Origin of the sequence: Nonomuraea aurantiaca (assembly GCF_020215705.1) — a bacterium.
GTDB classification, from domain to species: Bacteria; Actinomycetota; Actinomycetes; order Streptosporangiales; family Streptosporangiaceae; genus Nonomuraea; species Nonomuraea aurantiaca.
On the sequence record NZ_JAIWNB010000012.1, the window covers coordinates 291,484 to 316,024 of the forward strand.

Annotated in this window: 24 protein-coding genes and 1 pseudogene; 8 read left to right on the forward strand and 17 right to left on the reverse strand. The window is 68.8% G+C overall.

What is annotated here, in order from left to right; genetic code table 11:
- The first annotated feature begins 82 nt into the window (after positions 1-82).
- Positions 83-439: a hypothetical protein gene (locus LDL49_RS28305; RefSeq protein WP_225295121.1), complete on the forward strand. Its 357-nt coding sequence runs from the start codon at positions 83-85 to the stop codon at positions 437-439.
- Between the two features lie 10 nt (positions 440-449).
- On the opposite strand, the gene LDL49_RS28310 is transcribed toward LDL49_RS28305, so the two are convergent.
- A complete protein-coding gene (locus LDL49_RS28310) occupies positions 450-821 on the reverse strand; it encodes a winged helix-turn-helix transcriptional regulator (RefSeq protein ID WP_225295123.1) in 372 nt (123 codons plus the stop codon).
- A 78-nt stretch (positions 822-899) separates the two neighbouring features.
- On the opposite strand from LDL49_RS28310, the gene LDL49_RS28315 reads away from it, so the two are divergent.
- The 3 genes from LDL49_RS28315 (at position 900) to LDL49_RS28325 (ending at position 5,337) form a co-directional block, all read left to right on the forward strand.
- Entirely contained in the window at positions 900-1,778 is an 879-nt protein-coding gene (locus LDL49_RS28315; RefSeq protein ID WP_225295125.1) for an NAD(P)H-binding protein, read from the forward strand.
- 384 nt (positions 1,779-2,162) lie between these two features.
- Entirely contained in the window at positions 2,163-3,680 is a 1,518-nt protein-coding gene (locus tag LDL49_RS28320; protein WP_225295127.1) for an arabinofuranosidase catalytic domain-containing protein, read from the forward strand.
- Positions 3,681-3,987: 307 nt separating this feature from the next.
- Positions 3,988-5,337, forward strand: coding sequence for a lectin (locus LDL49_RS28325; RefSeq protein ID WP_225295129.1), 1,350 nt, complete (start codon positions 3,988-3,990; stop codon positions 5,335-5,337).
- Positions 5,338-5,561: 224 nt separating this feature from the next.
- Here the strand turns inward: LDL49_RS28325 and LDL49_RS28330 are convergent, their stop codons facing one another.
- The 3 genes from LDL49_RS28330 to LDL49_RS28340 are packed head-to-tail and all read right to left on the reverse strand — an operon-like array spanning position 5,562 to position 7,324.
- Entirely contained in the window at positions 5,562-6,365 is an 804-nt protein-coding gene (locus LDL49_RS28330) for an SDR family NAD(P)-dependent oxidoreductase (protein ID WP_225295131.1), read from the reverse strand.
- Positions 6,366-6,402: 37 nt separating this feature from the next.
- Positions 6,403-7,158: a thiolase C-terminal domain-containing protein gene (locus tag LDL49_RS28335; RefSeq protein ID WP_225295132.1), complete on the reverse strand. Its 756-nt coding sequence runs from the start codon at positions 7,156-7,158 to the stop codon at positions 6,403-6,405.
- Between the two features lies 1 nt (position 7,159).
- Positions 7,160-7,324 carry a hypothetical protein gene (locus LDL49_RS28340; RefSeq protein WP_225295134.1) on the reverse strand — a complete coding sequence of 55 codons (165 nt, stop codon included), beginning with the start codon at positions 7,322-7,324 and terminating at the stop codon, positions 7,160-7,162.
- Between the two features lie 213 nt (positions 7,325-7,537).
- Here LDL49_RS28340 and LDL49_RS28345 point away from each other — a divergent pair, with 213 nt between their 5' ends.
- Positions 7,538-8,422, forward strand: coding sequence for a pentapeptide repeat-containing protein (locus LDL49_RS28345; RefSeq protein ID WP_225295136.1), 885 nt, complete (start codon positions 7,538-7,540; stop codon positions 8,420-8,422).
- 76 nt (positions 8,423-8,498) lie between these two features.
- On the opposite strand, the gene LDL49_RS28350 is transcribed toward LDL49_RS28345, so the two are convergent.
- The 4 genes from LDL49_RS28350 to LDL49_RS28365 all read right to left on the reverse strand — a co-directional run bounded on the left by LDL49_RS28350 (position 8,499) and on the right by LDL49_RS28365 (position 12,991).
- Complete coding sequence (locus LDL49_RS28350) at positions 8,499-10,589, reverse strand: tetratricopeptide repeat protein (RefSeq protein WP_225295138.1); 2,091 nt, start codon at positions 10,587-10,589, stop codon at positions 8,499-8,501.
- Positions 10,576-11,040, reverse strand: a complete 465-nt coding sequence (locus LDL49_RS28355) for a hypothetical protein (protein WP_225295140.1) — start codon at positions 11,038-11,040, stop codon at positions 10,576-10,578. Before LDL49_RS28355 ends, LDL49_RS28350 begins: the two co-directional genes overlap by 14 nt.
- A gap of 395 nt (positions 11,041-11,435) precedes the next feature.
- Positions 11,436-12,377 (reverse strand): aldo/keto reductase, encoded by a 942-nt coding sequence (locus LDL49_RS28360; RefSeq protein ID WP_225295185.1) that lies wholly within the window; start codon positions 12,375-12,377, stop codon positions 11,436-11,438.
- Between the two features lie 2 nt (positions 12,378-12,379).
- The gene (locus LDL49_RS28365; RefSeq protein WP_225295142.1) at positions 12,380-12,991 is read right to left on the reverse strand and encodes an NADPH-dependent FMN reductase; all 612 of its coding nucleotides are present in this window, start codon (positions 12,989-12,991) and stop codon (positions 12,380-12,382) included.
- A 104-nt stretch (positions 12,992-13,095) separates the two neighbouring features.
- Between LDL49_RS28365 and LDL49_RS28370 the strand changes: the two genes are divergently transcribed.
- Positions 13,096-13,740 carry a TetR/AcrR family transcriptional regulator gene (locus LDL49_RS28370; RefSeq protein ID WP_225295144.1) on the forward strand — a complete coding sequence of 215 codons (645 nt, stop codon included), beginning with the start codon at positions 13,096-13,098 and terminating at the stop codon, positions 13,738-13,740.
- Between the two features lie 144 nt (positions 13,741-13,884).
- On the opposite strand, the pseudogene LDL49_RS28375 reads toward LDL49_RS28370, so the two are convergent.
- From LDL49_RS28375 to LDL49_RS28415, 9 genes and pseudogenes are all read right to left on the reverse strand, one after another.
- Positions 13,885-14,748 (reverse strand): annotated as a pseudogene (locus LDL49_RS28375) (Tn3 family transposase); the annotation flags it as partial.
- Positions 14,749-15,149: 401 nt separating this feature from the next.
- Entirely contained in the window at positions 15,150-16,217 is a 1,068-nt protein-coding gene (locus LDL49_RS28380; RefSeq protein WP_225295146.1) for a beta-propeller fold lactonase family protein, read from the reverse strand.
- A gap of 404 nt (positions 16,218-16,621) precedes the next feature.
- Complete coding sequence (locus LDL49_RS28385) at positions 16,622-16,792, reverse strand: hypothetical protein (RefSeq protein WP_225295147.1); 171 nt, start codon at positions 16,790-16,792, stop codon at positions 16,622-16,624.
- 98 nt (positions 16,793-16,890) lie between these two features.
- The gene (locus LDL49_RS28390; RefSeq protein ID WP_225295149.1) at positions 16,891-17,862 is read right to left on the reverse strand and encodes a plasmid pRiA4b ORF-3 family protein; all 972 of its coding nucleotides are present in this window, start codon (positions 17,860-17,862) and stop codon (positions 16,891-16,893) included.
- Between the two features lie 28 nt (positions 17,863-17,890).
- Positions 17,891-18,379, reverse strand: a complete 489-nt coding sequence (locus tag LDL49_RS28395; protein ID WP_225295151.1) for a hypothetical protein — start codon at positions 18,377-18,379, stop codon at positions 17,891-17,893.
- Between the two features lie 118 nt (positions 18,380-18,497).
- Positions 18,498-19,226: an SDR family NAD(P)-dependent oxidoreductase gene (locus tag LDL49_RS28400; RefSeq protein ID WP_225295154.1), complete on the reverse strand. Its 729-nt coding sequence runs from the start codon at positions 19,224-19,226 to the stop codon at positions 18,498-18,500.
- A gap of 494 nt (positions 19,227-19,720) precedes the next feature.
- Entirely contained in the window at positions 19,721-19,912 is a 192-nt protein-coding gene (locus LDL49_RS28405; protein ID WP_308016197.1) for a ferredoxin, read from the reverse strand.
- Between the two features lie 7 nt (positions 19,913-19,919).
- The gene (locus LDL49_RS28410; RefSeq protein ID WP_225295156.1) at positions 19,920-21,143 is read right to left on the reverse strand and encodes a cytochrome P450; all 1,224 of its coding nucleotides are present in this window, start codon (positions 21,141-21,143) and stop codon (positions 19,920-19,922) included.
- 150 nt (positions 21,144-21,293) lie between these two features.
- Positions 21,294-22,202, reverse strand: a complete 909-nt coding sequence (locus LDL49_RS28415) for an RNA polymerase sigma-70 factor (RefSeq protein ID WP_372470449.1) — start codon at positions 22,200-22,202, stop codon at positions 21,294-21,296.
- A gap of 297 nt (positions 22,203-22,499) precedes the next feature.
- Here LDL49_RS28415 and LDL49_RS28420 point away from each other — a divergent pair, with 297 nt between their 5' ends.
- Together LDL49_RS28420 and LDL49_RS28425 are read left to right on the forward strand one after the other, a co-directional pair.
- Positions 22,500-23,351 (forward strand): SDR family NAD(P)-dependent oxidoreductase, encoded by an 852-nt coding sequence (locus tag LDL49_RS28420; protein ID WP_225295158.1) that lies wholly within the window; start codon positions 22,500-22,502, stop codon positions 23,349-23,351.
- Positions 23,352-23,402: 51 nt separating this feature from the next.
- Complete coding sequence (locus LDL49_RS28425) at positions 23,403-24,431, forward strand: NAD(P)/FAD-dependent oxidoreductase (RefSeq protein WP_225295160.1); 1,029 nt, start codon at positions 23,403-23,405, stop codon at positions 24,429-24,431.
- Positions 24,432-24,541 lie beyond the last annotated feature (110 nt).

The window sequence follows — 24,541 nt, forward strand, 5'->3', positions numbered from 1 at the left end:
CACACTTCTCCCCGAAAAGGTGAGGACCCGGGAAGCTCCCGCCGCTGAGCCCGCTGCCGCATCTCGCCCATAGAGTGCAGGGATGGGGATCAACCGTCGGCTCCGCATCCTCGTCGTCGGTGATGCGACCTGGCGGTGGTCGGTACATCACCAACATGCCGAATGCCGCGAGATCCTGTCCCTTCACCGCGAGGGCACCGGTGTGACCCTGCGCATCGTCTTTCGCGCGGACCCCGGCCGCTATGTCGCCGAGGGGCACTGGTACGCGGGCTCGATCACCAATGGCCGCGGAGATCTGCTCAACCTCCACGAACCAGGGGTCGTCCGGCAACTCCTCGACGAGACAGCGGTGCGCGACGCCCTGCCCGCAGCCCCTGGTGAGACGAAGATGGACGGCTGGCCGCTCTTCGACGCGCTCGTCAGCCGGGATGACTCCTAGCAGCTGCCTCCTAACTGTCACAAGTGCGTGTGGCTTCGAGATCGGACCGGTGCGCGAGGGCCCACAGGCCCAGGGCGCGCACCGGCTCCAGGAAGGAGCGGCCCAAGTCGGTGAGCGCGTAGTCGACACGCGGCGGCACGCTCGGATGGAGCGTGCGGCTGATCAGCCCGTCCTCTTCGAGGGCACGCAGCGTACGGGTGAGCATGCGCCGGCTGAGGCCCTCCACGGACCGGTCCAGCTCGTTGAAGCCGTACGCGCGCTGCGCCAGGACCGACAGGATCACGACGCTCCACTTGTCGCCCACCCGGCGCAAGACGCTGGTCGCGGGGCAGTTCTCGTGATCGGCCACCGTGACAGGGACGGTGATGGCGGCAGTGGACATGGATGTGCCTTCTTTCGGATCTTGCTCCTGCTGGTCAAGGATCAGCGTACGTACCTCGACGTTCAAGGAGGGTTTTGCATGATTGTGGTCAGCGGAGCGTCCGGGCAACTCGGACGGCTCACTGTCGAGCACCTGCTCCAACGGGTGGACGCCGCCCGTGTGGTGGCGTTGTCCCGTACCCCTGATGCCGTCGCCCACCTCGGCGTGGTCACCCGCTTCGCCGATTTCGACGATCCGGCGAGTCTGCCCGGCGCGTTCGAGGGGGCGGAGCGGCTGCTGATGGTCAGTATGGGCTCCCTCAGCGGAGCGCCTCGCGGACATGTCAACGCCATCGAGGCGGCGGCCAAGGCGGGTGTGGGTCACCTGATCTACACGTCGTTCGCCAGGGCAGGCGAGCCGGGCCAGCCTCAGGCGCTCATCCAGAACCACAAGGAGACCGAGCGGTTGCTGGCCGAGTCGGAGCTGACGTTCACGGCGCTGCGGTTCAACCAGTGGCCGGAGATGTGGAACCTCGTCGGCGTGCCCGCCACCGCCGTCGCCACGGGCGTGCTACCCAGCAATTCGGGTGACGGCCGGGTGGGGCACATCACCCGGGATGACAGCGCCGCCGTGGCCGCCGCCGTGCTGGCCGAGGGCGGCTGCGAGGGGCAGTTCCTGGAAGTCACGGGCCCGGAGGCGGTCACGGACACGGATGTGGCCGACGCGCTCGCCCAGGTCACCGGCCGTCCGGTCCGCTGCGAGCAGGTCTCGGACGCCGCCCTGGCCGCGATGTTGTCCGAACGCGGGCTCCCCGAGATGTACGTCCAGGGCTGGACGGGCTTGGGCACGTACAAGCGCGAAGGCTGGTTCGACGTGACCACACACGCGGTCGAACGCCTCACCGGCCGCGCCCCCACGTCGATCGCCGACTACTTCGCAGCCCACCCAGAGGCACTGCACATCTCCTCATCCCGCTGATCCCGGCCGGCCCTCGGCCGCCGGGTGCCGAACCGGCCGGGACGTGCGCCTGCGAGTGGGGCGGATGAACCTTTCATCCAGCCCGGCTCGGCGGAGTGCGAGCCGGGCCGATGAGAGCCGCCGGGCGAGCCTCCCCCATACAGCGGACAAGACGGAGCCTTGACAGACGGTCGGCCCGTCGTATGTGCTTCGCCGTACACCGGCGGCTCCCCTCCTCAGCCGATGTCCGTACCTTGTCGAATCGATTCGTATTGATCGTGGCGACCGGTTCCGAGCGGCCCTCGCGCCCTGTTCCCTGAGCGGGGCGGCCCGGTCTTCGGCATCCGTCGGCGCGGTCTTCCAAGCCCGGCTGTCTCCGCGCCGCCCTCCCCAAGGAGTACGCCCATGCAACCTCCATCCCTTCCCTTATCGGGCCGTGCGCCGCGTGGGCGGCGCCATCGGGCGGCCGTCGTCGCGTCTGTCGTGGCGGTGCTCACGGCACTCCTGGCCACCGTCCTGACATGGTCGATGCCGGCCTCGGCGGCGACCACACCGCTGGTGGGCGCGGGGTCGGGCCGGTGCCTGGATGTCAGCGGCGTCTCGCAGGCGAACAGCGCGCAGGTACAGATCTGGGACTGCAACGGCCAGAACAACCAGCAGTGGACCTCCACCGCCGCCGGTGAGCTGCGCGTGTACGGCACCAAGTGCCTGGACGTCTACGGCGCGGGCACCGCCAACGGCACCAACGTCATCATCTGGGACTGCAACGGCCAGTCCAACCAGCAGTGGCGCCTCAACACCGACGGCACCATCACCGCAGTCGGGGCGAACAAATGCCTCGACGTCAGCGGTTCGGGCACCGCCAACGGCACCAAGGCCCAGATCTGGACCTGCCAGGGCACCGCCAACCAGATGTGGAGCGCCGGAGCCGGGCCCACGCCGACCCCGCCGCAGCCCGGCGCGCGCCCGTGCGACATCTACGCCTCGGGCAGCACGCCGTGCGTGGCCGCGCACAGCACGACCCGGGCGCTCTATGGTTCGTACAGCGGCAACCTGTACCAGGTCAGGCGCTCCTCCGACAGCGCGACCCGCGACATCGGCGTCCTGACCGCGGGCGGCGTCGCCGACGCCGCGGCCCAGGACTCCTTCTGCGCCGGCGCCACGTGTGTCATCACGGTCGTGTACGACCAGTCCGGGCGGGGCAACCACCTGTGGTACCAGGGCTCCAGCGTGGTCCCCGGCTCCCCTCAGAGCAGGCCCGCGATCGCGACCACCGAGTCACTCACCGTCGGCGGCGGCAAGGCCTACTCCCTCTACATCAACCCCGGCAACAGCTACTGGCGGGACGGCCACCTGACCGGCGTTCCCACGGGCAGCGCGCCGGAGGGCATGTACATGGTGACCAGCGGAACCCACGTCAACGGCGGCTGCTGCTTCGACTACGGCAACAGCGAGACCACCAGGAAGGCCGACGCCGCCGGCGCGATGGACGCCATCAACTTCAGCACCCAATGCTGGTTCGGCGGCTGTCAGGGAAGCGGCCCGTGGGTCCAGGCCGACCTCGAATGGGGGCTCTATCCCGGCGGCAGCCAGTCGTGGAACCCCAACCAGCGGGCCTTCCCCCACAAGTTCGTCACCGCCACGCTGAAGAACAACGGCACGACCCGGTTCGCCATCAAGGGCAGCAACGCCCAGTCCGGCAGCCTCTACACCCTTTACGATGGCTCGCTCCCCAACGGCTACAGTCCGATGAAGAAGCAGGGGGCCATCATCCTGGGCAGCGGCGGCGACTGCTGCAAGCCCGGTGGCGGCGCCAACCTCAGCGCGGGCACCTTCTACGAGGGAGCCGTGGTCGCCGGCTACCCCACCGACGCCGTGGAGAACGCCGTCCAGGCCGACGTCATCGCCGCCGGCTACCGCTGACACCGGTCGCTGAAAGAATACGACTTATTATCATCCATTTCTCCTCATCTGAGGCACATAAGTAGACCTCAGGTGAGGAGAAATGTCGGGCAAACGACCAGTTCACGCGGTCAAATGAAGGAAATCATGCGACGCGTCACGTACAGGACCAGAAAATAAGCACACTTAACGCTTGACAGTCCTGGCTGACGAGATCGTAATGAGGATTCAAAAGCCGCCGGGATACGCCTCCGGAGGCCTCCTCCATGGCCTCTCGTGGTGCCGTCGACGAGTTGATCTTGCCGAACACCGAAGGAAGCTGCGTAACGTGAGACAACCATCCTTATTCACCGCCATCGCCGTGGCGGCGCTCATCGTCCTGGGAGCGGCGGGTACGGCGTTCGGCGGAGCCATGTCGGCCACACACAGCACCGTCGCGGCTGCGGCGACCCCGGGCTGCGGCAAGCCTCCGGCCCTGGCGAGCGGTACGCATTCACTTGTGAGCAGCGGTCAGAACCGCAGCTACATCCTGCGCGTTCCCAGCAACTACGACAACAACCACCCCTACCGGTTGATCTTCGGGTTCCACTGGGTGGGCGGCACCGCCAATGATGTCGACTCGGGCGGAACCGATGGCTACAACTGGTCGTACTACGGACTCCGGCGCCTGGCGGACAACGCGAACAACAGCACCATCTTCGTCGCGCCCCAGGGCATCAACAACGGCTGGGCCAACTCCGGCGGCCAGGACGTCACCTTCACCGACGACATGATCAGGCAGATCGAAGCAGGCCTGTGCGTCGACACGACGCAGATCTTCTCTTCGGGATTCAGTTATGGCGGGGCGATGACGTACGCACTCGCCTGTGCCCGGCCGGCGGTCTTCCGCGCGGTCGCGGTCTATTCCGGCGCGAACCTCAGCGGGTGCGGCGGCGGCACCCAGCCCGTCGCCTATATCGGGTTCCACGGCATCAGGGACAACGTGCTGCCCATCTCATCCGGACGGTCGCTGCGTGACACGTTCGTCAGGAACAACGGCTGCAGCCCGCAGAACCCTCCCGAGCCGGCGTCCGGCAGCCTGACGCACATCGTCACCGCCTACTCGGGTTGCCGGGCCGGGTATCCGGTGGTCTGGGCCGCGTTCGACGGAGGTCACGATCCCGGTCCGATCGACGGGTGCACCTGTAGCGGCTGGCGGACCTGGACGTCCGGGGAAGCGTGGAAATTCTTCACCCAGTTCGGGAGCGACCCCTCCCCCACGCCGACGCCGACGCCCACGCCCACGCCTTCGCCCACGAGCGCGATCAAGGGTGTGGGGTCGGGGAGATGTCTTGACGTCTCCGGCGTCTCCCAGGCGAACGGTGCGCAGGTGCAGATCTGGGACTGCAACGGCCAGTCCAACCAGCAGTGGACGCCGACCAGCGCCGGTGAGCTGCGGGTGTACGGCGGCAAGTGCCTGGACGTCAACGGCGCCGGCACCGCCGACGGCACAGCCGTGATCATCTGGGACTGCAACGGCCAGAACAACCAGCAGTGGCGCCTCAACACCGACGGCACCATCACCGCGGCCGGGGCGAACAAATGCCTCGACGTCAGCGGTTCGGGCACCGCCAACGGCACCAAGGCCCAGATCTGGACCTGCCACGGCGGCACCAACCAGAAGTGGACCCGCGTCTGAACCCACCCGGCGGCCCTCGCCGGGGCGACCGACCCGCCCGGCGAGGGTCCCGGCCGCGCGAGTGCCTTGCCGGAAGAGTTCAGTGCCATCGTCCCCAGCACCCAGCTGCGGTGAAGGTCAACCGGCGACCGGACGGCCGCCCATGTCGACGTTGGGCGCGGCCTGGGCGACCAGGTCCGGGATCACGCCGCCGAGGTCCGCGGCATCCCAGAGATCTTGCCTGGTCACCTCCGGGCCGAGCCGCCACGCCTCGGCGACACCGATCCGCCCGCCGCCGACGTCGAACACCCGCCCGGTGACGGCGTCGCTCTCCGTACTGGCCAGCCAGGCCACCAGCGGCGAGACCTGCTCCGGCCCGAGCGCGGCAGCGTGGCAGCGTGGCCGGCCGGCATGAGAGCTTCGGTGAGCCGGGTGAGCGCGGCGGGCGCGACGGCGTTCGCGGTCACACCGTAGCGGCCGAGTTCCGTGGCCGCGATGAGGGTGAACGCGGCGATGCCGGCCTTGGCCGCGCCATAGTTGGACTGGCCGAAGTTGCCGTAGATGCCCGAGGCCGAGGTGGTGTTGATGAGCCGGGCGCGTAGCGGCTGCCCGCTCTCCTTGGCCCGCGCGCGCCAATACTCGGCGGCGAACCGGGTCGGCCCGGCGGTGCCACGCAGGTGGACCCGGATCACCGCGTCCCAGTTCTCCTCCGTCATGGACGCGATGGTCTGGTCGCGCAGGATGCCGGCGTTGTTCACCAGGACGTCCAGGCCGCCGAACTCGCCGATCGCCTGGTCGATGAGCCGCTTGGCGCCCTGCCAGTCGGCGACGTCGTCGGTGTTCGCGACGGCCTTGCCGCCCGCCGCCACGATCTCCTCCACCACCAGCCGCGCCGCGCCGGCGTCGGACCCGGTGCCGTCCGGGGCCCCGCCGAGGTCGTTGACCACCACGTGGGCCCCCTGCCGCGCCAGTTCCAGCGCGTGCGTACGGCCGAGACCGCGCCCCGCGCCGGTCACGATCGCCACCCGGCCTGCACAGATACCGCTCATATGGCTTCGCCCTCCTGTTGTCGCGTTGTTGAGTGGTTCAGGGCCTGCGGTTGGACAGCACCAGGCTCCCCGAGGCCGCGAAGAACATCCCCACGCCCTGCACGAACCCGATCTCGACGTCCGGCACCTGGGCGTCGGCCTCGCCTCTGAGCTGGCGGACGGACTCCTGGATGGCGAACATCCCGTACATCCCGGTGTGGGGGTAGCTGAGCCCGCCGCCGTTGGTGTTCATGGGCAGGGAGCCGCCCGGCCGGGTGTGGCCGTCGGCGATGAAGGCGCCCGACTCGCCGCGGCCGACGAAGCCGAGGTCTTCGAGCATGTACAGCGGTACGTGGGCGAAGGCGTCGTAGCACATCAGATGGTCGACGTCCCCGTGGCTCACCCCGGCCGTGGCGAACGCCTCCGCGCTGGAGCGCCGGAAGGCCAGGCTGGAGCCTGGGTCCTCCATCTGGGAGACCAGCGCGCCTTCGGCCGACTCGCCCGAGCCGAGCAGGTACACCGGGCGCCCGGGCAGATCGGCCGCGCGCTCGGCGCTGGTCAGCACCAGGGCGCCGCCGCCGTCGGTGACCACGCAGCACATGTCCTTGGTGAACGGGTAGGCGATCACCGGCCCGGCCAGCACCTCGTCCACGGTCATGATGTCGCGGCGCATGGCGCGCGGGTTCTTGGCCGCCCACTCCCGCTGGGCCACCACCACGTGGGCCAGGTGCTCCCGGCCCATGCCGCGCTCGTGCAGGAACCGCAGGGCGGGCAGGGTGAACGTGGCGTACGGCAGCACCGCCCCGTACGGCACATCACGCCCCGCTGCACCCGTACAGGAACACGATGGCGGCGATGCTCGGCACGCCGCACAGCGAGCCCGCCGTCACCGCCGAGAACCCCAGGCCCACCTGGAAGTAGGACGGCAGCCAGGTGAGGACCACGATCGCGATCATCGCCGCGGCGCTGTTGGCGAGCACGAAACCGGCGAAGGTGCCGGTCAGCAGAATGGCGCGGATGGGCGCACGCGGTCCTGGCGCCGCCGGGGCCTCGGGCCGCGCGGCCGCCTTGGCGGTGACCGCCTGACTGTAGGGCCCCTCCCGGCCGACGAGCAGCCAGCCCGCGGCCCAGACCAGGCCGAGAAGGTCGCTGCATCATCGGAACTCGACGCGGTAGAGCGGCGGATCACCGAGTTGTACACCAAGGCCGCCGACCACCTCGGCAATGAGCAGGCTCCCGTGCGCCTTGCCGGGCTGTATGCGCTCGAACGTCTCGGCCAGACCCACCCCGATCACCGGCAGACCGTCGTCGACGTCATCTGCGCCTACCTACGCATGCCTTTCGCCGGCCCAGCGATCTCCCAGGTCCCGACAAGACCGCCCGCTGCCGGGACAGCCTCGGAAGCCGGCCCGCAGCCTGGTGAACATCATCCCCGTCAGGAACTTCAAGTCCGCCTGACCGCTCAGCGCATCCTCACCGAGCACTTGCACGATCTGCGCGAAGGCCAGCGCACGACCCCTGCCAATCCGTCCTTTTGGGCTGGGATGCAGGTAGACCTGACCGGTGCCGTGCTGGTCGACTTCGATTTCGGCGGCTGCCATTCCGGGCGTGCGATCTTCGACGAGGTGCGCTTCGCTGGCGGAGCCAACTTTGCCTATGCCGAATTCGACACCGATGCCTTCTTCAAAAAGGCTCGGTTCGAGGGCGAGAGCGGTCACTTCTACGGGGCGCGGTTCGGCCGCCGCGCGGTCTTCGTCGACGCCGACTTCGACGGCACGGAGACCTCTTTCGCCTCCGCCAGCTTCTGCGGCATGACCTTCTTCGAAGGAGCCAAGCTCGAAGGCGGTGTTCGATTCGATGACGCCCGGGCCCTGCTGAACTTCGATACGCGCTGGGGTAGCGAACGGAACTGGCCACCCGGCTGGATCCTGGACGGCGCGCATCGGCACGGTGAGGACTGGGCGATGATCGTCCGAGAGGATCCCCAGAGTCACCGGTGTCGCGGCGGGGTGTTCTCCCATGACGGCCTCCGCGTTATCGCAGATGTTCACTCACTATCTGCGATAACAGGAGCGTGATTCATCGTTTGATCAGCAAAGCGGATTCAGGTCGTCTGCCTGTCGCGCCTCATTGATCACTACTCTGCTCGGGATCTTATTCCGTGCTGTTCGCCGCCTGTAGGGCATCCAGGTTTCGCCGGGTGGCCCGGGTGCTTGGATGATCTGGGCCGAGCACCTCCAGCTTGGCCGCCAGGACCGCACGGAACTCCCGCTCGGCCTGGCCATACCGGCCCTGCGCGACCAGCACGGTGGCGATCTCGTGGCGGGTGGCCAAGGTGTCGGGGTGGCGCTCGCCGAGCACCTCTAGCTTGGCCGCCAGGACCGCACGGTAGTCCTGCTCGGCCTGGCCATACCGGCCCTGCGCGGCCAGCGCGTAGGCGATCGCGTGGCGGGTGGTCAGGGTGTCGGGGTGGTGCTCGCCGAGCACCTCCACCGTCACCGCCAGGACCGCACGGAACTCCTGCTCGGCCTGGCCATGCCGACCCTGCGCGACCAGCATCCGCGCGATCGCGTGGCGGGTGGCCAGGGTGTCGGGGTGGCGCTCGCCGAGCACCTCCATCTCCATCGCCAGGAGCGCACGGAACTCCTGCTCGGCCTGGCCATGCCGACCCTGCGCGGCCAGCACGTTGGCGATCGCGTGGCGGGTGGCCAGGGTGTCGGGGTGGCGCTCGCCGAGCACCTCCAGCCGCACCGCCAGGACCGCACGGAACTCCTGCTCGGCCTGGCCATGCCGACCCTGCGCGACCAGCATCCGCGCGGCGAAGTATGCCGCCGTGGCGGCCTGGGATCTGGCCGCGCTGTCGGCCGAGGGCTGAGCCTGAATCGCGGCACGGAGAAAAAGCGCGTGTGGGATGAGCGCCTGCCACAGCGGCCACGTCGGTGGATCTTCAGGAAGGCCCGTTTCCTCGGACAAGGCCGCCGCCTCAGCAAGCGCGGCGGCCAACCGCGTCATGGCGGCATCCACGAGCCGGCCGGGTTCCAGACGGCCGGCGCCGGCATCACGAACGAGGGGATGCACCAGCGCGGCCGGGACCGCATCGGTGGTACGCAGATCGATCAGGGCGTAGTCGGCCAGCGCACGCAACGTCTCCCAGATCGCCGTCCCGGTGATGCCGGCAAACGCAGGGGAGTCGGCCAGCACCTCCGGGCGCAGCAGCAGCTCGTAAGGCACCGGCGCGTCGGCGAAGCAGGCCAGCAACGTCAGCAACGGTTGTGCGTAGGGGACGCCGGTGCGTGCGAGCTGGTCCAGCGACAACCGCCAGGTCTGCGCCACGAGCGTCAGCGCCCGCTGCTGCGACAGCCCTCCGGCCTGCTGCGGGTGGTCGTGCAGAAGCTGCAGGTACTGGGTGAAGGTCGCCGGGGCATCGGGGTCGGCGAAGGCGGCCGGAACCGTGGAGGTGTGGCCCAGATAGGCGCCGACCAAGCGCAACGCCAGCGGCAGCCCGTGCAGCCGGGCCGCCAGCACGGCCGCCTCCTGCTCGTTCCCGGCCTGTACGCCGGCGTGGTCGAGCAGGACCTGGCCGGCGGCCAGGTCCGGCAGGGACCGGACCTGGCGCAGCCGGCACCACGAGCCCCATCGCGAGGCGCGCCCTTCCCGGCTGGTCACCAGGACCCGCCCGGCCGAGCGCCGGTCAGCCGGCGGACGCACCCAGCCGGTGCCCCGCCGCAGATCACCCGGCCCGTCCAACAGGGAAAGGTCGTCGGCGTTGTCAATGACCAGCAACCAGCGGTCCGGTTGCCGCTCCAACCGATCCCAGAGCAGGTCTGCGGCGTCGCCCTGGCCAAGCTCCTCGGCGCTCACCCCCAGCCGGCGGGCCAGCGCGCGCATGCCCGCCACCAACTGCGTGATACTGGCGGCCGAAATCCACCACACCGGCTCACCCCGCTGCGCCGCCGCGTGCGCGGCCTCCACCGCGGTCCTGGTCTTGCCGCACCCGCCCAGCCCGTGCAGCACCAGCACGCCGTGAAAACCCTCCAGCACCGCCACCAGGTCCTCGCGGCCACGCAACGGCAGGCCCGGATCCCGGCCGCCCAGCGGCGGCGCGATGGACACCGCCTCATCCGGCGGATTGCCATCGGCGGCGAAGCTGACGTGCTGGACGCCGCCGTACTGCACCGCCTGACGGGCATGATCGTGCCCCGCGACGCTCTGCCGCCCCGGCAGGGGCAGATCAGGACCGCTCATCGCTCTGCTCGCCGAGCCGGTTCTCCTCCCCACCGCCGAAGGAGACGTTCTGGACGCCGTGCCCCTGCACCGCCTGCTGGGCGTGGTCGAATCCGAGCACCTGTTGGCGCACCTGCCCCGAGGACCCGGGCGCCCGCGCGCCGAGCGCCGTCACCAGCGCCCGCAGATCGGCCTCCACGGCCGGATCGTCTTCCAGCAGATCGCTCAGCCGCAACCGCCACGCCGCCTCCTGATCGGCTCGAGCCCGCTCCAAGGCCGCATCACTCTTGCCGGCCAGTTCCCGCCGCGAACGCTCCAGCCGCTGCTCGACGACATCCTGCTGCTCCGGCTCGCCCCGGCCCAGCAGCCGGGCGAACCCCTGCTTGGCCGCCGTCCACGCATCGGTGCTCATCGCCGACACCAGCGCGGTACCCCCCGCCGCCGCCAGCGCCGCTAACGCCTCACTCAACATCCCAGCCCCCTCATCCTGCTTCCATCCTGGCTCCCGTGTCCGGCTATCGCCACGAACACGTTCCGCATTACTCCGATAACCGACCGATCATGACCCAAGGTTCCCGATCACAAGGTCGCACGCCCCCGGTGCATACGAGGCGACTCCAGCAGTCCATCCGTAAACGACCGTTTCCGGGACCCATGCACCATTGTTTATGCAGCTCAGCGCCATATTGACTGTGGGCTGCGCCATGGAGCGGAAAGCGAATGGGCGACGCGTTCAATGCGGCATGGCGTCAACTAGCCGTACGCTTGCCCCAAGCCATCTCAGGCGACCTTGGCATTCCCCGGGAGTTCCGGCCGGACGCCCGGAAAGCCGACCAACCGGGAGCCGTCCTCAGCCAGAGGATCTCGTCATTGGCCGGAAGGGAGATGAGGAGGCCCAGTGTCCCAAGGGCACGCCGCCCCCCGGGAGCATCCGAGGGCGCCGAGTGTGTCTTTGAGCTGCTCGGCGGTTCTGGCGCCCAGGATCGGGTGTACGGCTTGCGAGCGTGCGCGGGTCCAGGCGATCGCCACCTGCGCGGAGGAGGCGCCGAGGTCATCTGCGGCCTCCTGCACTGCTTGGGCGACGGTGCGGTCTCGGGCTCCGAGAGAGCGTGGGTTGATCCGTGTGCCCTGGCGCGGTCCCGTCGAGGAGGTGAATGTGCCGGACAGGACGCCGTGGGCGAGCGGCCCCCAGGCGGCGACCGTAAGTCCGAACGTCTGGGCCATGGGCAGCAGTTCGCGTTCGATGTCGCGATTGAGCAGGCTGTATGGGGCTTGGATGGCCGCCAACGGGGTCCAGCCGCGCCACTCGGCCAGCGTGTTGGCGTGGGCGATGACCCAGGCCGGCGCGTCGGACATGCCGACGTAGAGGATCTTTCCAGCGCGTACGGCGTCATCCAGCGCCCGCATGGTCTCCTCGACCGGGGTGTGCCTGTCCCACAGGTGGACCCAGTACAGGTCGAGGTAGTCGGTGCCCAGTCGCCGCAGGCCGGCCTCCAGCGACAGGGTGAGGTTCTTGCGGTGGCTGCCGGCGGCGTTGGGGTCGCCGCCGTCGCGCGAGACGGCGTACTTGCTGGCGACCACGAACCGGTCGCGACGACCCGCCAACAGTTCGCCCAGGATGGTCTCGCTCCGGCCACCGGAGTAGAAGTTCGCGGTGTCGATGACGTTGCCGCCCGCTTCGCCGTACAGCTCGAGAATGCGGCGGGCCTCCTGCGGCGAGGCGCCGATCTGCTCCTCGCCGAACGTCATCGCGCCGAGGAAGACCTCGGAGACCCGCAGCCCGGTACGGCCCAGCAACCGGTAGCGCATGCTCACGCCGCCACTGCTGGACCAGCTGCCTCGCGGAGCTTCTTCAGGGCGCCCGACCAGGCGATGACCTCATCCAGCAGCTCGTTCAGGGTCGGCTCCTGGTGCGGTCCGGGAGCGATGATGCCGGGCTCGGCCGGGTCGGTGATCTCGAAGTCGGTGAAGGCCGACAGCGCGACCTGGGTGCGCACGTTGGCCACCTGAAGCTCGGTCATGACCTGCCGCAGGTGCTCCACGGCGCGCACGCCGCCGTGCACACCGTGGCTGACGAAGCCGGCGGCCTTGTTGTTCCACTCGGCGTACAGGAAGTCGATGGCGTTCTTCAGCGCGGCCGGAGCCGAGTGGTTGTACTCGGGGGTGACGATGACGAAGCCGTCGAAGGAGGCGATGGTCTGGGCCCACCGGTTGGTGTGGGGGTGGTGGTAGTCACCGAACAGGGCGGGCAGGGGCTCGTCCAGGACCGACAGGCCGTATTCGGCCAGGTCGACGACCTCGAAGGCGGCCTCTCCTGCGGTGACGGCGGGGTGGTGGGCGGCGATCTCGGCGACCCAGCGGGCCGCGACTGCGGTACGGCGGCGCGGGCGGGTACTGCCGATGACGATGGCGATCCTGATCATGTGTGTCTCTCCTCCATGCGTGCCGCTGGGTGCGGCATGAGGTAAAGTACAACGTGCATAGCAAAAAGTAAAACGATGACTGTAAACATGCTGGAGATGCTGGAATGACCAGGGAAAACACCACCAAGCCGCGCCCGCGCGGGGGACTGGTAGGCAAGCGGCAGGCGATTCTGGATGGCGCCCTGGCGGTGTTCGCCCGCGACGGCTACACCCGCGCCAGCATCGACGCGATCTCCGCCGAGGCGGGCGTGTCCACCCGGACGATCTACAACCACTTCACCGACAAGTCCGGGTTGTTCCTGGCCGTGATCCAGGAGAGCGCCACCCGGGCGGCCGACGTCCAGATCGCCGTCATCGACCGCCACCTGCGCAAGGTCACCGACCTCGAGGCCGACCTCGTCGAGTTCGGGTTGGACTGGGTGACGCCGAGGCCCGACAGCGCCGCACACTTCTCCCTGGTCGGCCAGATCAACGCCGAAGCTGGCCACATCCCTCAGGAAGCGATCGACGCCTGGCAGGAGACCGGGCCGCGACGCGTCCGCCGCGAGCTGGCCGGCCATCTGCGACAGCTGGCCGAGCGGGGGCTGCTGCGCATCGACGACCCCGACCGCGCGGCCCTGCACCTGCTGCTGCTGATCTCAGCCGGACTGCCGGCCCACCACGCCGCGCTCTCCGCCGATGAGCTCACCGCGACGGTCACCGCGGGCATCCACACCTTCCTGTACGGTCACCTTCGCCGAGACGGGTAGATGGCCGGCGAAGCCGGCCTGTGCCGATCCAATCGGGCCCGCCCAGGTCGAGGTGCCGACGGTCTGCGGTGCATCCGTTCGAAGTTGTGGCGGCGCTCGATCGAATCCGGCCAGGTCGACGGACTGACACCGCCAAGCCGTGATCTACGCCTGATCGCCCGTCTGGACTGGACCGGTGTTTTCGCCGAGAGGCAGGCGCTTGGCCACGTCGAGCCGTACCTCGCCGTAGGGCTGGACATGCTGCCAGAACAGAGGAGTCAGCCCACGCCGGTCGGCAGGCTTGAGCAGCTTCGCCATGGCGGGATCGGCGAGGACGTCTTGCAGCATCAGGGTGTTGATGCAGACGAGCGCCGCCTGGAGGATCCGCAGGCATAAGACGGTCATCTCCAACTCCTCGCGCCGGTTGGTGGCGATGTCGCCGCCCTTGCCGTAGAAGATCACCGAGTTTGCTCCGTTGGAGGACTCCACGACGTTGAGCCCTTCCTGGATCTCTCGCTGCAGCTCGCGCAGCCGCAGGTAGCGGGCGACGAAGATGGCCTTCTGCGCGCGGCCGACCTCCAGCATGGCTTGGTAGGTCGGGTGGGAGGCGGAGTCGGTGAACCGGCGCAGGATCGCCTCCGTCGCCGCGGTGCCCTGCTTGATGGCCGTCGCGTATTTGATCATCTGGTCGTAGTTCTGTTCGATCAGGTCCCAGCTGATCGGCCGGGTCATCGCCGGGGTCAGCCGCGCGTACAGATCGCCCTCTCCGCTCTCCACCCGGTACAGCTTGACCTTGTTGATCTGCTTGATGCGCGGCAGCAGGTCGAAGCCCAGGAGCCTGGTCACACCGAACCCGATTTCCGTTTGGCCGTGGGAGTCGACGTAGTTGCCCTCGACCTTCATCGTGGTGCCGTGCCGTGCCGCGCCCTCGATCATCGCGTGCACCTCCGAGGCCGACGCGCGCAGGGTCTGGGAGTGCACCACCATGGATCCGCGCTCGATATGCCAGTAGATGAGGATGCCGCGGCCTCGTTACCTTGGAGCTGGCAAGAATTCAAGAGGCGTAAGACACCGGTTCCTCGCGTATACCTTCCCGTCTCGCTCAACGGGCCCGGCCCATCCGGTAGTGCTGGACCGACCCGACTTTGTCGAGGCTGCTCCCACCCTCCCCGGTGATCCCCGGATCAGGCTGCCTCCAGCTTCACCCCACCGCTACGACGGCAGAACCACGGTGGCCTTTCACCTCCGTTCGGACAAACAGCGCTTTCCATGGCGCACTGACAGCGTTCTTACCGGCACCCCCACACCGTGGAAGACCTGCTGGGCCGGCCCGCGTTCACCTTCGCCGACTGGGCACGCGACAACAGCCACACATTCTTCACAGCACGTACTGGGGGTGCGTGAGCGCCGCGTCCCGGCCGCTCGGCGCGTCAACGGTAGTGCCCGATCGCCACACTGGTGGGATTTGCGCCGAGGGGGATGGTGCCGGTGATGGAGTTGGTCGCCGTGTCGATCACCACCACACTCTTGGACGACAGGTCTGTGACATAAGCACGGCCGCCGTCCGGCGTGATCGCCACGTCCAAGGGCTCCTCGACAGTGATGGTGGCGGTGACGGTGTTGGTCGCGGTGTCGATCACCTGTACGGTGCCCGGTCCCGGCTCCGGCGTCCCGCCCTCCTCCCCACCCCCGCCTGGATCATGGGTGTTGGTGACGTATACCCGGCTGCTGTCCGGCGTGATCGCCACACCGCCGGGCCAGTCGTCGCCGGGGATTTCGGCGATTGTGGAATTGGTGGCCGCGTCCAAGGCCAGCACGTATTTGGCGTCGGGAACCGAGATGTACACCCGGCTGCCGTCCGGGGTGATCGCCACGTCCAACAGCTGGTCGAGGAACATGCCCCGGCGGTCAATGGGGGTGTTGGTCGCCGTGTCGAACACGTCTATGCCGCTGCCGGTGATGTAGGCGCGGCCACCGTCCGGACTGATCGCCACGTGCTGCGGCCATTGCACACCAGAGATGGTGGCGATGACGGTGTTGGAGCCCGTGTCGATCACGGACACGGTATTCGACTGCGCATTGGTGACATAGGCGCGGCTGCCGTCCGGGTTGATCGCCACCCCACTGGGCGAGTCACCGACGGGGATGGTGGCCCGTACGTTGTTGATCACCGACACGGTGTTCGAGCCCGTATTGACGATATAGCCGTGACGGCCGTCCGGGGTGATCGCCACGTCGCTTGGAGAGTTGCCGACGGGGATGGTGGCGATGACGGTGTTCGTCTTCGTGTCGATCACCGCCACGAAGCCGGACTTGAGAGTGACGTACGCGAACTCCACCAGCGGCGCGGCGGCAGCAGCCGGGCCGGGTACGGCCGATGGCAACAGCAGCACGACAATGGCCGACCCGACCGCGAGACGCCGCATACCGGACGGCCGCACGCCGCACCGCCGCTCGCGGCGGCGCGAGCAGCACATCCTGATCAACTCCGTGAACATCGCAACCCCTCGGCCGGATAGGTCCCCCTCTATCCCGTCCAGGCATGGCGACGGCTGACCGGCACACCATCTTGGCCCTCCAGAACGAAACCTTGACCCGCCAACGGGCCGCTGTTTCGTCCCGGACAGAACGGATCGTGGCCTGGATATGCCGATCTGCGTCTGTCTGCGGCGCGGGTCGCAGGCTGCGGTGATTTCGGCGGTGCCGCCGTCGACGGCGTACTCGTGGGAGACGACGGCGACGTGCCACTGCTTGACGGTGTGCGCGTCGGGGCGCTTCAGAAAGCGCGCGTCGCGGTATCCGGCGATGCGGCGGCCGCCCCGGAGGAGGGGCGCGCCGTGCTCGCTGTCGGGGAGGATGTCGTAGCGGTCGCCTGTCCACTCGACGCTGGCGGGGCAGGTGGTCACTCGTCTTCCTCCCAGGTCAGTCCGTACCGCACGTTCGTGTGGGGTTGTCCGGGGTGTTCTGCTGGCAGGAAGCAGTCGATTTCGCCGGGGTACGGGGAGCCTGGGATGGTCCAGACCTTCGCAGGCGGGGCCGCCTTGGCGGGCGGCTTCTTCCTGGTGACCGTCACGGCCTCAGGGTGTCAAGGGCGTGCCGGTGCCAGGTCGACCAGGCGTGACCATCGGCATCACGCATCGCCTCCACGGTGTCCCGCGCGGCTGGATCCAACTACTCACGCGCTCGGTCGGGCAGGGTCAGCACCTCCGGGCCGCGCCGGGCCGCCAGGTAGGACCGGGCCAGATGCACCAGGTTCGCCGTGGGGGTGATCTCCCGCACACCGACGGGCGCGGTGATCCGTTTGCTGGGCGCGATCATCTCGGCGTCGCATGCGCCGGCATCGCATCCCAGCCACGCCATGTGATCCCTTGCCACCCGCGTTCTCCGTCCTGCGCATCGTCGCATCCTGCCAGGTAGAGCAATTTGAGAGGGAATTGAGCCGATGGGACGCCAGGACCGTACAGGGGGGGCATGACACACCATGACGAGCGTGCAGAGCACGCGCCCCCGCCAGGGGCGAGCCACAACATCAGGAACGGCGTCGAGGCTCCCTTCATCCAGTTCGGCGAGGATCTTCGTACGGACTCGGTCGACGCCGACCCCGCGAAGGAGAGCGAGGAGACTGTCGCCTCGCCCACCGCACCAATCGTCCGCAACACGGTCACGGGCCATGTTCGCCCACTGCGTGCCGAGCTGGGCGAGCTGGTCGTTGACCTCTTGGCGGTCCCAGGCCGCGCCGTTCCAGCGGCCGGCGCCGAGAATGTTGCGCGCCTGGCGGTACTTCCAGCCCTTCTTGTGCCGCAGAACGCGCAGCAGCTCGGCGAACCCCTCGGGGCCGCCGCTGTCTTCCGGCGGGCAGGCGCGCCCGCCAGCGCTGCAGCGCGGGTAGAGCGCCTTCGCGCCGGGCTGGTGGATCTTCTCCACCACCAGGTCGTGGTCCCAGCAGTCGCCGAAGTCGTAACGGTAGGCCAGCCACTGACCCGGCTCGGGCAGCAGGCCGGCCAGGGTCACGTCGTACTCGCTGGTGTGGTTGTCGCCGTACTCGACCCAGTCCTTGGCGAACAGGTGCAGGTGATAGTTCTGCCAGCCCATCGCGGCCTGGATCACGTTGTGCAGGTCGAACAGGCTGGCGGCCGACGGCACCTGGATAGGGGACGGCTGGACGCGCGAGCTATCGCAGGCGGATCGCCTCGGCCGCGGCGGCAGACCAGGTAGACCGGAACCCCGCCGGCGTCCAGCCCTCCACCAGGCGGTCGTCGGTCACCATGATCTGCCACTGGCCCAGGGCGACCATGCCCACCACCAGCCACGGCAGCCACGGCAGCCACGGCCACGACGTCTCATCCTTGTCGTCGGCCGTCAGCGGGTGGCGGACCTGTACCGGCGACGCGTCCGGGAACGGGTTCGCCTGCCGGGCCGGTGCCTCCGCCAAGGTCTCCACGCCCAGCTCCAGGTCCGACTTGGCCAGCGTCGCCTCGATCGTGCCCGCGGCCAGCTCATCGGCCAGCGCCAGGATGACCGTGTTGCTTGCCGCGAACGCCTCCACCGCCGCCACGTACTGGTCGACCTTCGCGGCCGTGGCCGTGTTCAGGTCCTTGGCCTGCCGGCGGTCGCCGGTCTCGGCCCACAGCCACAGGTCATCGGGCTGCTCCCCGAACACCTGCCGCTGCGCGCGGGGTTTCGATGGGGATCCCGTCGATCGCTTTGCGGTTGGCGGTGGTGGTCAGGAGCCTGTGACGAACCAATCTTTGCTCATCTGTCTCTCCGTTCTGGGATGTTTACCAGGCGATGGGGCCGAGGCGATCGATGAAGATCCCGGTTGGCCCGTCAGCGGCGAGCGTCGCGAGCTCGATGATCGGATCACTGCCCTCGGTGACCGTCAGCTCGCCCGTGTGGATGTTCATGTCGGTGGCGGTGAACCTGCCGTTGGCGACCTCGCCGGGGGTCACGGCGTTGAACTTGATGGCCGGCAGCGCCTGGGCGTATCGGACGGTGATCATGTTCAGTGCCGCCTTCGACGAGGTGTAGGCGAGTTCGTACATCGTCGAGACGGCTTGCCCGGGGTCAGTCACGACGACGATAGATCCCCCGGCGCCGGTGACCATCACCACCCGCGGGTTATCGGCCGCCTGCAACAGCGGCAGGAACGCGTGCGTGACCCGGACCGGCCCGTACACATTGGTGTCGTAGACGGCGTGGATGTCCTTGGCCGTCGCGTCCGCCGGGTTGACACCGCCGCCCGGCGTGCCGGCGTTGTTGATCAGCACGTCCATTCGGTCGGTGTGCTCCCGGACTAGCCGCACAGCCCCGGCCACCGACTCCTCCGAGGTCACGTCCAAGGGGACCATGATGACGTGTGCGCCGTCGGCGGCCAGCTTCTGCGCGGCGGCGCTTCCCCTGCCCTCGTCGCGTGAGCCGAGGAAGACCCTCCAACCCAGCTCTCCGAGCCTACGCGCCGTCTCGTAGCCCAGGCCTTTGTTCGCTCCAGTGATCAATACTGAGTTCATGTTCTCTCCTGACGTCGTTGTACTTGCGACCATGTGACGGTGCCGACCCGATTCCTGTGACACTGCCGAGGTGTGATGGAGGACACCAGCGGCGGGTTGTCACAAACCGGCGGGATCGGCGTCTTGTGTGCGGGGTTCGACCCGCGCGAACCGACCAGCGATCCGGTCCATGGCCGCCTCGAACGCCTCCCGCCGACGGGCAGGGTCTACGCTGTGACCTGCGGCCACCACATGATCGTTTGTCTTGCACATCGATGATCAACGGTGGCCGCACCCGTCTCCACAGCGCGTCAGGGTCGCGCAGCGTCCGCCTGCCGTCCTGTGTCAGGAGGACATGTGCAACGTGGCGAAGTCTGGTGGGTCGAGTTCGACGAGCGGCGGCCGGTCGAATTCGGCACCTTGCCTCCAGCGCGGATGCGCTGGAGGCAAGGTCTGACCTACCCGCCAGCTACGGGTACGGACGGATGCGTAGTCCACCCGGGGAGGGCTTACTCCTACAGGATGGATAGGGCTCGGGATGGGCACAGGGTGACGGCGTGGTGCGCCTGTGCGGCGCTCTGGTCGTCGGGGTGGTCGGTCAGCAGGGCCACGATGCCGTCGTCGTCTTGGTCGAAGACGGCCGGTTCGGTCAGGACGCACTGCCCGGAGCCGACGCAGAGACGGGTGTCCGCTTTGATCCGCATCATGTCCTGCTCACCAGGTGACCGGGAGTTCGTGGGCGCCGTAGATGACGGCGTCGGACTTGAACGGCAGGTCATCGACCGGTACGGCGAGCCGCAGGGCAGGGATGCGGCGGAACAGCGTGTCGAAGACGATCTGCAGTTCCATCCGGGCCAGGTTCTGGCCGAGGCACTGGTGCGGGCCGAAGCCGAAGGCGAGGTGGTGGCGGGCCCCGCGCTCGACGTCCAGGTCGGTCGGGTCCTTGAACGCCGCCGGGTCCCAGTTGGCCGACAGGGCCGAGACGATGACGCCCTCGCCGGCCTTGATGCTCACCCCGCCGATCTCCACGTCTTCGGTGGCCAGCCGGGAGGTGACCCCGTCGGCGATGGTGAAGTAGCGCAGCAGTTCCTCCACGGCCATGGGCGTCCTGTCCGGGTCGGCCTTGATCAGGGCCAGTTGCTCCGGGTGGGTGAGGAGCCCGACCACGCCGAGCGAGATCATGTTCGCGGTGGTCTCGTGGCCTGCGGTCAGCAGAAGGAAGGCCAGGCTCACCAAGCCCGCGTGGTCGAGGGTGCCCTCCTGGCGCTGCCGGGCGATTTGCCGGCCGAACAGGTCGTCGCTGGGTTCGGACTCCTTGCGGGTGATCAGGTCGTCGATGTAGGCGCGCAGTTCGGCGAAGGCTCGCCGGCGGTCCTCCAGCGAAGTCCGGCGCACCATCATGGTGGTGCGGCTTTGGAAGAAGTCGTGGTCGGTGTAGGGGACGCCGAGCAGTTCGCAGATCACCAGGGAGGGCACCGGCAGCGACAGCGCCTGCACCAGGTCGACCGGTCGCTGGTCGGCGGCGAGCAGGTCGTCGATGAAGCGGTCGACGATGGCCTGGATGCGCGGGCGCAGCGCGGCGAGGCGCTTGACGGTGAACTCGCCGATCACCGGGCGTCGGGCCGCGGAGTGTTCCGCGCCGTCCATGCCGAGCATCAACGGCGGCTGGCTGCGGAGCTGCTGCAGGGTCGCCGCGTCGAGGGTGAAGAGCGGGAAGCCGTCCTTGCGCTTGTCGGAGGAGAAGCGGCCGTCGACGAGGACGGTACGGGCCTCCTCATGCCCGGACACCCACCACGCCTCGCCGCCGCTGGCCAGGCGGACCTTGTTGATCGGCGCCTGCTCGCGCAGTTGCTCGTAGGCGGCGGGCGGGGCGAACGGGCAGCCCCGCTCGACCGGCAGTTCCAGACCGGCGAGTTCGCCGGTAACGCCCTTTGTCATGAATGACCTCCCAGTGGGGGAATTTGTTCTGCTTGTGGCGGCCTCGGAGCGTGATCGACATCGCCGGTTCCGCGTAGGACGAGAGTCGCCTGTTGCGCCACCGTCAGGTCCATATCGCTCCGAGGCTGTGGGCCGGCTCGTCACCGGTGTTCATCGCAGGGTGAGCGGGGTCTCGGATGCGATGCGGGTCAGCTTCTGCGGGTTGCGGACGTAGTAGAGGCCGGTGATGCGGGCGTCCTCGACCCGGGCTGCTATGACGCCGTCGATGTCGCCGTCCACGCGCAGCAGGAGTGCCGGGTTACCGTTGACCACGGTGGGTTTGCCGGCGAGCGCGATCTGGGCCTTGCCGAGGCCGCTGACGATCATGCGGGCCACCTTGTCGGCGCCGATGATCGGCCGCGGCGCGGCCTGCTTGACGCCGCCACCGTCGCTGATCAGGACGACCTCCGGGGCGAGCACGTCGAGCAGGCCCTGCAGGTCCCTGGTTTCGACCGCGCGCTGAAACGACTCCAGTACCGCCCGGGTCTGGCTCGCGGAGACCACCTCGCGAGGGCGGCGGGCGTCGACGTGCCGCCGGGCGCGGTGCGCGATCTGGCGCACGGTCGCCGGGGTCTTGCCGACCGCGGCCGCGATCTCGTCGTAGCCGACGTCGAAGACCTCGCGCAGCACGAAGACGGCGCGCTCGGTCGGCGACAGCGTCTCCAGGACGAGCATCAGCGCCATCGACACACTCTCGGCGAGCTCGACGTCCTCGGCCACGTCCGGCGCGGTGAGCAGCGGCTCGGGCAGCCAGGGGCCGACGTAGGCCTCCTTGCGGCGCCTCATGGTGCGCAGCCGGTCGAGCGAGCGCCGGGTGGCGATCTGCACCAGGTAGGCGCGCTGGTCGAGCACCTGCGCCAGGTCGACCTTCATCCACCGCAGCCAGGTCTCCTGCAGGACGTCCTCGGCGTCGGCGGCCGAGCCGAGCATCTCGTAGGCGACGGTGAACAGCAGGTTGCGGTGGGCGAGGAAGGCCTCGGTCGCCTCGGAAACGCAGGCCATCCGGCCGCCACCAGCCATCGGCTCGACTGTGCCCGTCGTTGCATCCCTGCGCTCGTTCATACCTGGCTCCTCCCAGACCCGCAAATCCTGCTCCATGCACTAGGCGCCGGCGCCCACCGCTGTGTGACACCCGTGATCGGTGACACACGTCACATGACCGCTCTGTCACAGGGATCGGGTCGCCGGCGCCTCATGGTCGTCAGGACGCCGCGCGAACGATTCGCGCGGCACACAACTCCCCGCGAGTTGATCGCCTTGGCCGGTTGCGTGGTGACCGCCGCGCGACCGCCACCGGAGAAAGAACGGAAAGACATCATGAGCAAGGTCTGGTTCGTCACCGGTTCGTCGCGCGGCCTCGGCCGTAACTTCGTCGAGGCCGCCCTGTCGCGCGGCGACCGGGTGGCCGCGGCCGCCCGGAAAGCCGCGAGCCTTGATGAGCTGGTCGCCGCCTACGGCGAGGCGGTGCTTCCGCTGGAGCTGGACGTGACCGACAAGGCCGCCGTCTTCGAGAGTGTGAAGCGGGCCAGGGAGCACTTCGGCCGTCTCGACGTCATCGTGAACAACGCCGGCTATGCCCAGGTCGGCGCGGTCGAGGAGCTGGCCGAGCAGCAGTTGCGCGACCAGCTGGAGACCAACCTGTTCGGCGCGTTGTGGGTGATCCAGGCCGCGCTGCCCTACCTGCGCGAGCAGGGCGCGGGGCACATCATTCAGCTGTCCTCGGCGGCCGGGCTCATGGCGATGCCGCTCAGCGGCGCCTACAGCGCCTCCAAGTGGGCCCTGGAAGCTCTGAACGAATCCCTCGCCCAAGAGGTCGCCGACTTCGGCGTCAAGGTGACTGTGATCGAGCCCGGCGGCTTCGCCACGCGGTCCGGCAAGAACCCCGATCCCCTCCACAACGGCCACCTGGCCGAGCCCAACCCGGTCTACGACGGCCTTCGCCAGCGCATTGCCGCGTTCGCGGGCAAGCAGCCCGCCGGCGACCCGGCCGCCGCGGCTCAGGCGCTCCTCAAGATCGTCGACTTGGACGAGCCGCCCCTGCGGGTGCTCTTCGGGCAGGGCTTCTACCCGATGCTCCAGCAGGTCTACGCCGACCGCGTCAAGACCTGGGCCGACTGGCAAGACCTTTCGGCGCAGGCTCACGGCAACCTCGATCAAGAAAATCGGTGACCCAGGGCCGAGTCAACTCACCGGGAGCAAGCGAACCGACAGGAGCAACACATGAAGCACCGCATCGTCGTCCTCGGCGCCGGCTATGCCGGGGCCTACGTGGCCGGGAACCTGGCCCGCCGGCTGTCTCCGGCGGACACCGAGATCACCGTGGTCAACGCTGAGCCGGACTTCGTCGAGCGGCTGCGGCTGCACCAGCTCGCGGCAGGCCAGGACCTCGAGGCTCAAAGGCTCGCCGACGTCTTCGCGGGCACGGGGATACGGCTGCGCCTGGCCCGTGTCACCGCCGTCGACCCCGAGCGCCAGGTCGTCGCCGTCACGGACGCCGACGGCGGCGAACTCGGCTACGACACGCTTGTCTGCGCGCTCGGCAGCCACGTCGCCGACTGCGGCGTCCCCGGCGTGGCCGAGCACGCCTTCCACGTCACCGCCCGGCCCGCGGCGCTGCGCCTGCGCGAACGCCTGGACAGCCTGGACAGGCGGGGCGAGGGCGGGCGTGTGCTGGTCGTCGGCGACGGGTTGACCGGCATTGAGACCGCCACCGAGTTCGCCGAATCCCGGCCCGGCCTGTCGGTGGCGCTCATCGCCCGCGGCGAGCTGGGCGCCCGGCTGTCCGCCGGAGCCCGCAGCCATCTGCGCCAGGCCTGTGACCGGCTGGGCATTACCGTGCTGGAGCACACCAGCGTCGAAGCCGTCGAAGCGACGCGGGTGCTGTGCGCCGACGGCACCGCCTTGGCGTCCGACGCGACCGTGTGGACGGCTGGGTTCGCGGTCACCCCGATCACCGCCGCCAGCGGGCTGGAGGTCACCGAGAACGGTCAGATCGTCGTCGATGGCACCATGCGGTCGGTCTCGCACCCGAACGTCTACGCCGCCGGCGATAGCGCCTACGCCATCGGCGACAACGGCCGGCCGCTGCCGATGTCCTGCGCTTCGGCCGGCTCCACCGGCCGGCAGGCCACGGACGCGATCGTGGGACGTCTGACCGGCCGCAAGATTGCGAAGAGCAGGCTGGATTACCCGGGCAACCACATCAGCCTCGGACGGCGGGACGGGATCCTGCTGTCGGCGTACGGGTGAACGTGCGCCAGCGTGTACGGATGAGAATGCACCGTTCTTGATGCGGTGACACTCCGTTACTGCGAGGCTACTGTTCTCTGTTCGGAGTCGGTGGAGGGCGGCTGACGGTG

What these genes read in the sequence shown, in the direction of transcription:
- LDL49_RS28305 (WP_225295121.1), top strand. Translation starts at nt 83, where the DNA reads ATGGGGATCAACCGTCGGCTCCGCATCCTCGTCGTCGGTGATGCGACC.
- LDL49_RS28310 (WP_225295123.1), bottom strand. Translation starts at nt 821, where the DNA reads ATGTCCACTGCCGCCATCACCGTCCCTGTCACGGTGGCCGATCACGAG.
- LDL49_RS28315 (WP_225295125.1), top strand. Translation starts at nt 900, where the DNA reads ATGATTGTGGTCAGCGGAGCGTCCGGGCAACTCGGACGGCTCACTGTC.
- LDL49_RS28320 (WP_225295127.1), top strand. Translation starts at nt 2,163, where the DNA reads ATGCAACCTCCATCCCTTCCCTTATCGGGCCGTGCGCCGCGTGGGCGG.
- LDL49_RS28330 (WP_225295131.1), bottom strand. Translation starts at nt 6,365, where the DNA reads ATGAGCGGTATCTGTGCAGGCCGGGTGGCGATCGTGACCGGCGCGGGG.
- LDL49_RS28350 (WP_225295138.1), bottom strand. Translation starts at nt 10,589, where the DNA reads ATGAGCGGTCCTGATCTGCCCCTGCCGGGGCGGCAGAGCGTCGCGGGG.
- LDL49_RS28355 (WP_225295140.1), bottom strand. Translation starts at nt 11,040, where the DNA reads ATGTTGAGTGAGGCGTTAGCGGCGCTGGCGGCGGCGGGGGGTACCGCG.
- LDL49_RS28360 (WP_225295185.1), bottom strand. Translation starts at nt 12,377, where the DNA reads ATGCGCTACCGGTTGCTGGGCCGTACCGGGCTGCGGGTCTCCGAGGTC.
- LDL49_RS28365 (WP_225295142.1), bottom strand. Translation starts at nt 12,991, where the DNA reads ATGATCAGGATCGCCATCGTCATCGGCAGTACCCGCCCGCGCCGCCGT.
- LDL49_RS28370 (WP_225295144.1), top strand. Translation starts at nt 13,096, where the DNA reads ATGACCAGGGAAAACACCACCAAGCCGCGCCCGCGCGGGGGACTGGTA.
- LDL49_RS28380 (WP_225295146.1), bottom strand. Translation starts at nt 16,217, where the DNA reads ATGTTCACGGAGTTGATCAGGATGTGCTGCTCGCGCCGCCGCGAGCGG.
- LDL49_RS28400 (WP_225295154.1), bottom strand. Translation starts at nt 19,226, where the DNA reads ATGAACTCAGTATTGATCACTGGAGCGAACAAAGGCCTGGGCTACGAG.
- LDL49_RS28405 (WP_308016197.1), bottom strand. Translation starts at nt 19,912, where the DNA reads ATGATGCGGATCAAAGCGGACACCCGTCTCTGCGTCGGCTCCGGGCAG.
- LDL49_RS28410 (WP_225295156.1), bottom strand. Translation starts at nt 21,143, where the DNA reads ATGACAAAGGGCGTTACCGGCGAACTCGCCGGTCTGGAACTGCCGGTC.
- LDL49_RS28415 (WP_372470449.1), bottom strand. Translation starts at nt 22,202, where the DNA reads ATGGCTGGTGGCGGCCGGATGGCCTGCGTTTCCGAGGCGACCGAGGCC.
- LDL49_RS28420 (WP_225295158.1), top strand. Translation starts at nt 22,500, where the DNA reads ATGAGCAAGGTCTGGTTCGTCACCGGTTCGTCGCGCGGCCTCGGCCGT.
- LDL49_RS28425 (WP_225295160.1), top strand. Translation starts at nt 23,403, where the DNA reads ATGAAGCACCGCATCGTCGTCCTCGGCGCCGGCTATGCCGGGGCCTAC.